The organism is Flavobacterium sp. (genome assembly GCF_039932285.1).
In the GTDB taxonomy this organism is placed as follows: Bacteria; Bacteroidota; Bacteroidia; order Flavobacteriales; family Flavobacteriaceae; genus Flavobacterium.
In genome coordinates this window covers 1-8963 of the sequence record NZ_JBDTQE010000093.1, presented here as the reverse complement: position 1 = coordinate 8963, position 8963 = coordinate 1, and the positions used below count along the sequence as shown (strand labels likewise).

Genomic DNA, 8963 nt, shown 5'->3' with positions numbered 1-8963 from the left:
AAAAAACAATGCCAGTCAAAAAGATGTTGTTGCCATTTCAGGAATGAATAAATCATCAATATCAAGAAAATGGAATAACGTGTTAACGCAACTTGCAACTTAAGATTAAAACGCAAAAACTCTAAATAGTTAATAAAATCAATACTTAACAATGGTTAGTTAAAATATTGCAAGTTGCAGGTTGCAAACTAAAAACAGAATAATTATGCTTCAAAAAACCAAATTAGAACTTACATTTAATTCAAAAAGAGATTATAAATTAATCACTCCTTGCTGTGGTAGAAAAAATACAGACGGAAAATTCATCAACTATAAAAATCTAAGTCAAGAGTATGGTTATTGCCATTCTTGCGGAAAAGCTTCATTACCCCCTACTACATATACTGATGAAAACGGAAACAAATATATTTGGAATGAATTAGAAAGTAAATTTCAAACGGATTTAATTCTTCCTAAAAAAAGTATAATAGATGCTCCAAAAGTATTAGTTCAAAAATTTATAAATGAATCCATAATATGGAAGTATTTTAAAGTAAATCCCGAAAATAATTTGCTTCAATATTTACGCAAAACGTATGGAGATTTAAAAACAGAAGATGCAAAAGAAACTTATGCTCTCGGAACAAGTAATGATGGCGGAATTGTATTTTGGAGTATAAACACTAATCTAAAAGTTCAAAAAGCTAAAATAGCTTACTATGATACAAATGGCAAACGAACTAATAAGTTTAGAGTTCCTTATAAAAATGAAGATGGATATTTCAACTGCTTATTTGGAGAACATTTGATTTACGATAAAATCAAAACAAAGAAAACTATTGTATTAACTGAAAGCGAAAAAACAGCCATTATAGGCTATATTATATTTCCTCAATATGTTTGGGTGGCTTATGCTGGAATTAACGGATTAACAGAGAATAAGGTAAATCCTTTAATTGGTCATAATGTGCTAATCGTTCCCGATATGAGTGAAAATGCAGTCAGTATAATTTTATATAAAATACCATTTTTAATTTCATTAGGAATCAATGCTAAAATATGGGATATGACAGAAAGTAAAACTGACAACCAATTAAAACTTGAAGGAATTTACAATAATGATTTGGAAGATGTTTTTAGAAGAATATCTATTGTCCAATATATCTGAATATATTTGGTTGGTAACAGGTAGAATGAAAAATCTGCCAATGAATAATTCAAAATTTTGATTTAAAACCATTGCAATAAAATCTAATAATCATTGCAATTGCATTGCAATACAATTGCAAAACCTTGTAATCCCTTTAAAAATAAGGCATATTTATATCAAATAATAATTGCAATATCATTGCAATACCATTGCAATTGTATCATCCTAAAAGTATTCAACAAATAAAACCCTTTTGATGATTTGTTTAAAACAGCTATCTTTGAAAGGTAATACGCTATTAAAGAGTTCCTATTTATTAAAATATTATATGTATTAAAGCCTTTGTGCGGGTTTATATCCAAGTTATTAGCCATTATAAAAACCACATTATGATAAGACGAATTGAAATTGAGAATATCAAAGGTATTAGTTCTGGAATTGAACGAAAGGTATTTACGCTAGATATTTTACCCAATAAACCAAGCTTATTAGTTGCTCCAAACGGCTTTGGTAAAAGTTCATTCTCAACTGCATTTGATTCGTTAAACAGAAACAGAATAAATCTTCATGAAGATGATTTACATAAAAAAAATTCTGCAAATAGACCTTCTATTTTACTAAACTATAAAGATGACGGAGGAACTGATATTGACCTTACAGCAACTGATTCTTCAAATACAATTTCAGGTGTTTTTGATTGTTTTGTAATAAAAAATCAAGTTAAAGCAAAAGGTGTAGGACAATCATTTGGAGGACGTATAAATGTCAGTGCATCTTTAAATGTTGAGCCAATAATATTAATTGACTCGATTACACCTAATACAACTTTGACTTATTCTTACACTGGAAATAAAACTTCATTTGGAAGTAATGGAAAAGTGCTTACAAATATAAATCCAATTTTAACAATTGGAGGACTATTTATTGAGTTACTGAAAGCTGAAAATACAACTATTCTAACAAGAAGTAGGAATTCAACTGTTCAACAAGCAATTTTAGATTTTACAAGTAGAGTAAATGCTCAACCAAATTCTAAGACAATAGGGGAATTAATTGCCTGGATAAATACTAATGAATTAGCTACACTTCAAGCAATTCCATATATGTCAAATTTAGCCGCTATTATTAAAAATTTTGATTTGAATTTTCAGATTAACAGAGAAGTCGAAAGTTATTTATCAGCTATTCAAATATCAAATTTATTTGACCTAGACAGAAATGCTTTTAAAAGTTTTTGCAATAGAAAGGAATATGAAAATGAGAAAGAAAGCTATACAACATTATTTGAGGACTTTAATTCAACATGGGTTGAATTTAAACCAAGAGAAAAAAATAATCAACTTATTTTGGAGTTTCCTAAAGCACACTTAATCTCAAATGGTCAGAGAGATGTATTATGCTTTATGGCGTTATTGGAAAAAGCAAAGAAAAAACTAACTAAACAAAATTGCATTCTCATTATAGATGAAGTTTTCGATTATCTTGATGACGCAAATTTAGTTGCAGTTCAATATTACACAAGTCAATTTATCGAGGAATTTAAATTCAAAAACAAGAAAATATATCCATTAATACTAACACATCTTGACCCAATACATTTTAAAGGATATGTGTTTGGTAGAAAACTAAAATTAAAAATATATTATCTCGACAGGTATGAAGCCACGGTTAGTGAGCACCTTATTAAAGTTTTAAAACAGAGAAACATTTCTACTTCAATCTTAAAAAACGATATTGAAAAATACCTTTTACATTTTCATGTTGACTTAATTAACAGAAGACAGGATTTTGACGATTTAGGATTAAAACAAACGTGGGGTGAAGGAAATAACTTTGACAATTATGTGTATGGTGAAGCTCAAAAATATTTTAATGATGAAACAACATTTGATCCTTTAGCCGTTTGCTGTGCGGTCAGAAAAAAAATTGAAGAGAATGTCTATAATTTAATAAGTGAAGTAGCTCATCAAAATACTTTTTTAAACGTTATGACAGGTGGTACTAATGAAAAATTAGACTTTGCCGAAAGTATTGGGATTAACGTTAATGAAGCATACTCATTTCTCGGTATAGTCTATAATGAAGCTTTACACTGGAAAGATGACCGTGATAAAAATGCAAATATTTCACCTGCTATGGGTAAACTTCAGAATATTACAATAAAAAAATTAGTTAAGTCTGTATTTATATAATAACGGCTACTAACAACAACCGTTTCAAAAAATGGCTAGAAATCTACTTAATACAAATAGAAGTACCATGAAAAAGTTCGTTCAAATTTTTATTTTGGTTTGTGTTTCATTTTTAGCAAATGGACAAAATGATGTGAGAAAGATTACTTGCCTTGGTGAAACAATCAAAAACACTGAAACAGGTCAAACTATCAGCAATAGCAGAGATACTGGAACTATTTTCACGATTAACGAAAATGATAAAACCATAACAGTGAGAACCTCTGCTAGATACCAAGGAGTATTTTTAGATAAATTTTACTATGAAGATTTTATTGAAAGTCCATACACAAAAATTTATACTTGCTATAAAGTTGAAGATAGGAAGAAGACAAAATATCTTATTTCAGTATTATCTGATAAGATAACTTTGATGACAGGCTCAAGAATTATTGAAAGTAGAATAGTTAATCGATGAATCCACAAAACACGATATCTATTGCCATACAAAATCATAAACAATGACATATAAACTATTTCTTGACGACATTAGAGATGTAAAAATGGTTTACAAGAATCTTACAGATGAAGATTTTATTATAGTTAGAAATTTTAAAGATTTCAAAAAGGTAATAATTCAAAATGGACTTCCTGAATTAATAAGCTTCGATAATGATTTGGGATTAGATGAAAATGGAAACATTGCTGAGGATGGTTATGCAGCAGCTAAATGGTTAGTATATAAATCCGGACTTGATTTGAAAAATTTAAAATTTAATGTTCACTCAGCAAATCCTGTAGCGAGCCAGCAAATTCAAAGCTTATTAGATAATTATATTAAACACTTAAAAAGCTAAAACAACAGCATATAACAAATTGCTTATTGCAGTTTTTAGCTAATGTAAAATATTTTTCATAGTCACTATATTTACCACTGTAAAATTAATCCAAATTATATTTTTGCTCCAATTCAAGTTTTTCAATTCTTGCATTAATAGCACCTAAATTTCTGCCAAAATAATCGCATAAATCACTTTTTGTTTTACCTTGACTATAAAGTTCCTCAAGTTCAGCATCATTTTCTGTTGTCCAAGGCATATAGGCATTTTTATGCTCTAACCTAGCATTCTCAATGAATTCTGGAAGTTTTTTTTCTATGGAATCATCCGAAAGGTCGTTGCCACAATTTCTACAGAATCGGTCTGACTCATTTACATTAATTTTGCATTTACTGCAAATTATTATAGGTTCAACACTATTTTTAAATACTGGTTTATTAAAATTGTAAAAATGGTCTGGTATCTCATCAACAAAGGATGATTCATTTCCTAATTCTGTAATAAGAAATAATTCATCTTTTGCTCTTGTTATTGCGACATAAAACAAACGTCTTTCCTCTTCAAGCAAAATATCATATTTCACATCTTTAACAACTCTAAAAATAGCATCGTCTAACCAGACATCTGGAAATCCACCGTTACCCTCAGTTAACCCAATTATAAATACTGCTTTTGCTTCCAGTCCTTTTGAGGCGTGTATTGTTTTGTAGGAAACGAAAAGACGATTTTCTTTCAATGCGTCATAATAGGGGCTAAACATTTTTGTTCTCCTATACAAAACGAGAATATCATCTTTACCCAAACCGTTTTCATATAGTTTTTTTACTTTATTAACTAAAAACTCAACGCCATCTTCATCTAGTTTTTTAGCTCTATAAATTTGGATTTTACTAGGCGCTTGTTTAAAAGCTCTTATGTCTTTACTTATTTGATTTTTATTATGCTTAATCACTTCATTACTTGCCCCAACAATGGTTTGCGTGCTTCGATAATTTACGTCTAGTTTATGAACTTCACAATCTTTATAGTGCGTTTCGAAGTTTACAATATAATCAACATTTGAACCTCTGAAACCATATATACTTTGCCAGTCATCTCCCACACAAAACAATTGATTATCTGGTTTGAGTAATAAATCCAATAATTTGACTTGTAATCCATTTACATCTTGAAATTCATCAACCATCAAATATTTATACTTATTTTGATAAAATTCTCTAACGTCTTCATTCTCTTTGAGTAGTTTGACAGTCAATATTATTAAATCATCGAAATCAACGTATGATTTGTTGGTACAATATTTTTTGTATTCTTCAATTATCGGAATGGCAAGTTCATAAAACACTCTGATTCTTTCATGTTCACTTTTTATTGACTTTTCTAATAAACTAGAAGGTTCAATAGCTTCCCCTTTAATCATAGATTGTAACCGCTTCACAGTTTTTAGAAATTCATCTACTTTATTATGATAACGATTAAATTCTTCTTCATAACTCAAAGAGATATCTTCGGTAATTGCCTCAGAAATTTTACCTTTTACAATTCGTTCCATTGCTAAATTAAAAAGCATTGAATTATTCATTATGTTCTCGTAAGTAACGACACAATTCCTTCCGCTTTCGATGAACTGTTTTTCTTTATCCTCCATCTTATAACTTTTATCCGTTACATGTTCCAGAAAAAGATTGGCTTGCGGTATAAAAAAATCGGGTTTAAAATTAAAGTCTTTAAAATTGGTCACTTTTTCATATACATATTTAATATTATGTCTATACAACCAATCTGCAATATCACGTTCCGATTTTGACTTTACAGTTTCTCCTTTTAAAGTGGTGTAGGTTCTTTGTCCTTCATTCGCATATGATTGCATTTCTTTTGCGATAGAAACTGTATCCACATAATAATCTAATATATACCTCTTTAGTTTTAAAATATATTCACGATTATTACAAGCAAGGACTAGCAATTTTCCTATAATCTCTTTTGGCTTCTCGCTCGATGCTATTTCCTTCATAATTAAATCAACATCCACAGCTGTAATATCATCAGTGATTAATTTAAACTTATTGTCAAAAACTGCACTGCCATTATCTTTAAGTATTTTATAACATAAAGAGTGAAATGTTCTAATGGTTAGATTTGATATCCAAGGTTCTCTTTGTATTCGCTTTCTTCTCTCCGCTTCTTTCTGAATAACATTTTTAGTTTTATTCTGTATAAAAGCTTCATAAGTATTTGTATCATCACTGGAAACAAGTAAACGATCAATCATTTCGTTAGCCGCATTTTTTGTGAAAGTTATGGCTAAAATCGAAGATGGTTTAACATTCTTTTCGCCAACCAAATGAAGTAGTTTTGAAATAACAGTTTTAGTTTTCCCAGAACCTGCACCTGCCAATACCAAAAGGCGTTTGGCATCACTTACAACTGCTTCCCGTTGTTTATCATTTAATCCTTGTAAAATATTCTCGTTTTGTTCTAACATGCTATTTTATTTTCGTCCAAAATCAGCTGGGTTTTCTCCCCATGCTTTGGTTTCCCATTTTAATATTTGATTTTCATATTCATTGTTTTCCAACCATTTTTCGGCTCTTGCCAACATCTCAAACAATTTCTTATTTTTTTCACTTGGTAAGTGATCAGTTCTGGCTTTTTTGTGTTTTATCAACCTATTGCAATTTTGCTGTCGGAATAAATTGGGATTTTCCAATGCCATTGCTTACACAAAGCTAAAGCATGTACAATTGCCAGAAACTCAACTATATTAATAGTACCATCCTCTAACGGACCTACATGAAATAACACTTCATAGGTTTTATTATATACTCCTTGGTATTCTACCAAACCAGTATTGTTATTCCAAGCGCCATCTACGGCAATACTGTCTTCAATCGGATTACCTATTAAAAGTAATTCTTCTTTTGATAATGAGGGAACATATTTTTTACCTTGACCAATATACTCATCACTTTCACTATGAAACGCCCTTTCTGCTGATTCTCGTGAAACAAACGATTTATATACAGCACCTTCAAAACCATTGGTTTGGGCTTTACAATCCTCCCACGAATTGAAAACACCTGTCTCACGCCCTTTCCAAACTACATAAAATTTAGGTTGCTTAGCCATGCTAATAATAATAATTCATCACTTCCTAGGAAGTAAATTTAGTTAAGAGCTTTAGACATAGTCTATATATTTAGTATAAATCGCCCACATCAATTTTTTTGAACCCACTTTATCTCCTTCAAACTTTACAATAAGTTGTTTAAAATGCCTTAATGATTTTTTTAGTTGTTCTCTGCCATAATCGTCATACATGGCTTTTAAATAAAATTCTTGAGTGAAGCTACTTAATATTCTACAGGAACCTTCTCCAGTCTTCAAGTACTTAAAATAATAATAGTAATCTGCGCTTGAATTAATATTAATACCACAGTTTTTATGCATATTTTCAGCTGCCTCTTTTACAGATAGATCATTTTCAAAAACTCTTTTAGATTCTTTGTAGGTATATGGTATAAGATCTTCTGGTATTTTCATAATATATTTTTAAAGTTGTTAAGAATTTTGCAATTATTTTAAATTCTTAATAAATGGTTCAAACGCTTTTTCAAATTTCGGTAAATTACAAACTAGAAAATTGTTCATTATTTCCCAATCTGAATCATTAGATATACTAACGTTTTTTTCTTCAATTTTAATTCTACTCATTTTGTTGTCTGGAAGTTCTTCCCATTCTAATGCTCCACCAAATTTTTGTTCTATGATTTCTTTATTTTTATACAGATTTTTAAAGTACTTTTTATTTGTTTCTTTACTAGAATGAAGAATAGAAAGTTCAATTCTAACATAAGTTTTAGAAACCCCGAAAGTGTAACTTATACCAGCAATTCCTGCTCCCGTGCTCAACCAATGGTCTTTAGTAGGATTTACATTAGAGAATAAACTTGTGTTTTCTAATAAAGGTAATAATTGATGCCAATATTTTTTTCTAACCATAAATCGACTAGGCTCTGAATCATTATCTGTTCCTGAAGAATACTTGATTAACAATTCGTCTTCTAATTCATATAATGCAAGCAACTTCTTTAATATACTGAATTTTGAATTACTGTCGATATTAGATTCAATATACCAACCATTAGTAATAAGTTGGTCAGCTCTGAAATCAGTAGCATTTCTTGTTATCTTTAAAATATTTTGGTTTTCAATTAATAATTGAGAATTTCTTTCATAGAGATTTTTAATGATATAAAAATACATTCTAGCAATTGTATCTTCCTCAATTTTTGTGTTTTCAAATATGAAATATTCCAATTTTTTGTTTCTTGGACTTTCAGCATCAAAAATGTTCTGTTCATCAGAATCTTCATTTTCAGAGATTGCAACATCTGGATACTCCCATATTTTTAAAAAACGCTCATAAATCAAGTTTTGACGTTCTTCATAGTTCGTAACAGTCCAACTTTCCAATGATTTCAAATAAGTATTCAACCATAATCTACTATAATTATAGCCTTGTTCATTGCCATCAATATTCATCTGTTTTTTATCAATAAAAGACTTATTACTTAAAGCTCCATTATTACCCGATAAAGTAAGGTTCCCAATCGTGTTTAAGTATTTCTCTTTAAATGAAAAATAATCTTCTGAAGATAAATTAGTGTTCCAGTCATCATGAGGATTTCTTGGAAAAATATGTTCAATCGTGATATTTTCATTACTCGTATCAACATGTTCTCTATTATTGTAGTTCTCCAACATTTCGAATAAATAGTTTCTGTTTTTCCTTGCTTTGGACCTGACTTGTATGTGACCTCA

The 8963-nt window shown here is 29.5% G+C and carries 7 protein-coding genes and 1 pseudogene; 4 read left to right on the top strand and 4 right to left on the bottom strand.

The window, feature by feature from the left end; genetic code table 11:
* Positions 1 to 205: 205 nt before the first annotated feature.
* The 4 genes from ABI549_RS12610 to ABI549_RS12595 all read left to right on the top strand — a co-directional run bounded on the left by ABI549_RS12610 (position 206) and on the right by ABI549_RS12595 (position 4157).
* Positions 206 to 1147 carry a DUF6371 domain-containing protein gene (locus tag ABI549_RS12610; protein WP_348076815.1) on the top strand — a complete coding sequence of 314 codons (942 nt, stop codon included), beginning with the start codon at positions 206 to 208 and terminating at the stop codon, positions 1145 to 1147.
* Between the two features lie 371 nt (positions 1148 to 1518).
* A complete protein-coding gene (locus tag ABI549_RS12605) occupies positions 1519 to 3321 on the top strand; it encodes a hypothetical protein (RefSeq protein WP_348076814.1) in 1803 nt (600 codons plus the stop codon).
* A gap of 31 nt (positions 3322 to 3352) precedes the next feature.
* Entirely contained in the window at positions 3353 to 3778 is a 426-nt protein-coding gene (locus ABI549_RS12600) for a hypothetical protein (protein ID WP_348076813.1), read from the top strand.
* A gap of 43 nt (positions 3779 to 3821) precedes the next feature.
* Positions 3822 to 4157 (top strand): cyclic-phosphate processing receiver domain-containing protein, encoded by a 336-nt coding sequence (locus ABI549_RS12595; protein WP_348076812.1) that lies wholly within the window; start codon positions 3822 to 3824, stop codon positions 4155 to 4157.
* A gap of 85 nt (positions 4158 to 4242) precedes the next feature.
* On the opposite strand, the gene ABI549_RS12590 is transcribed toward ABI549_RS12595, so the two are convergent.
* The 4 genes and pseudogenes from ABI549_RS12590 to ABI549_RS12575 form a co-directional block, all read right to left on the bottom strand.
* Complete coding sequence (locus tag ABI549_RS12590) at positions 4243 to 6624, bottom strand: UvrD-helicase domain-containing protein (RefSeq protein ID WP_348076811.1); 2382 nt, start codon at positions 6622 to 6624, stop codon at positions 4243 to 4245.
* Between the two features lie 6 nt (positions 6625 to 6630).
* A pseudogene (locus tag ABI549_RS12585) lies at positions 6631 to 7268 on the bottom strand (ribonuclease H family protein).
* A gap of 51 nt (positions 7269 to 7319) precedes the next feature.
* Complete coding sequence (locus tag ABI549_RS12580; protein WP_348076810.1) at positions 7320 to 7682, bottom strand: hypothetical protein; 363 nt, start codon at positions 7680 to 7682, stop codon at positions 7320 to 7322.
* A 33-nt stretch (positions 7683 to 7715) separates the two neighbouring features.
* Positions 7716 to 8954: a DUF4268 domain-containing protein gene (locus ABI549_RS12575; RefSeq protein ID WP_348076816.1), complete on the bottom strand. Its 1239-nt coding sequence runs from the start codon at positions 8952 to 8954 to the stop codon at positions 7716 to 7718.
* Positions 8955 to 8963: the final 9 nt, after the last annotated feature.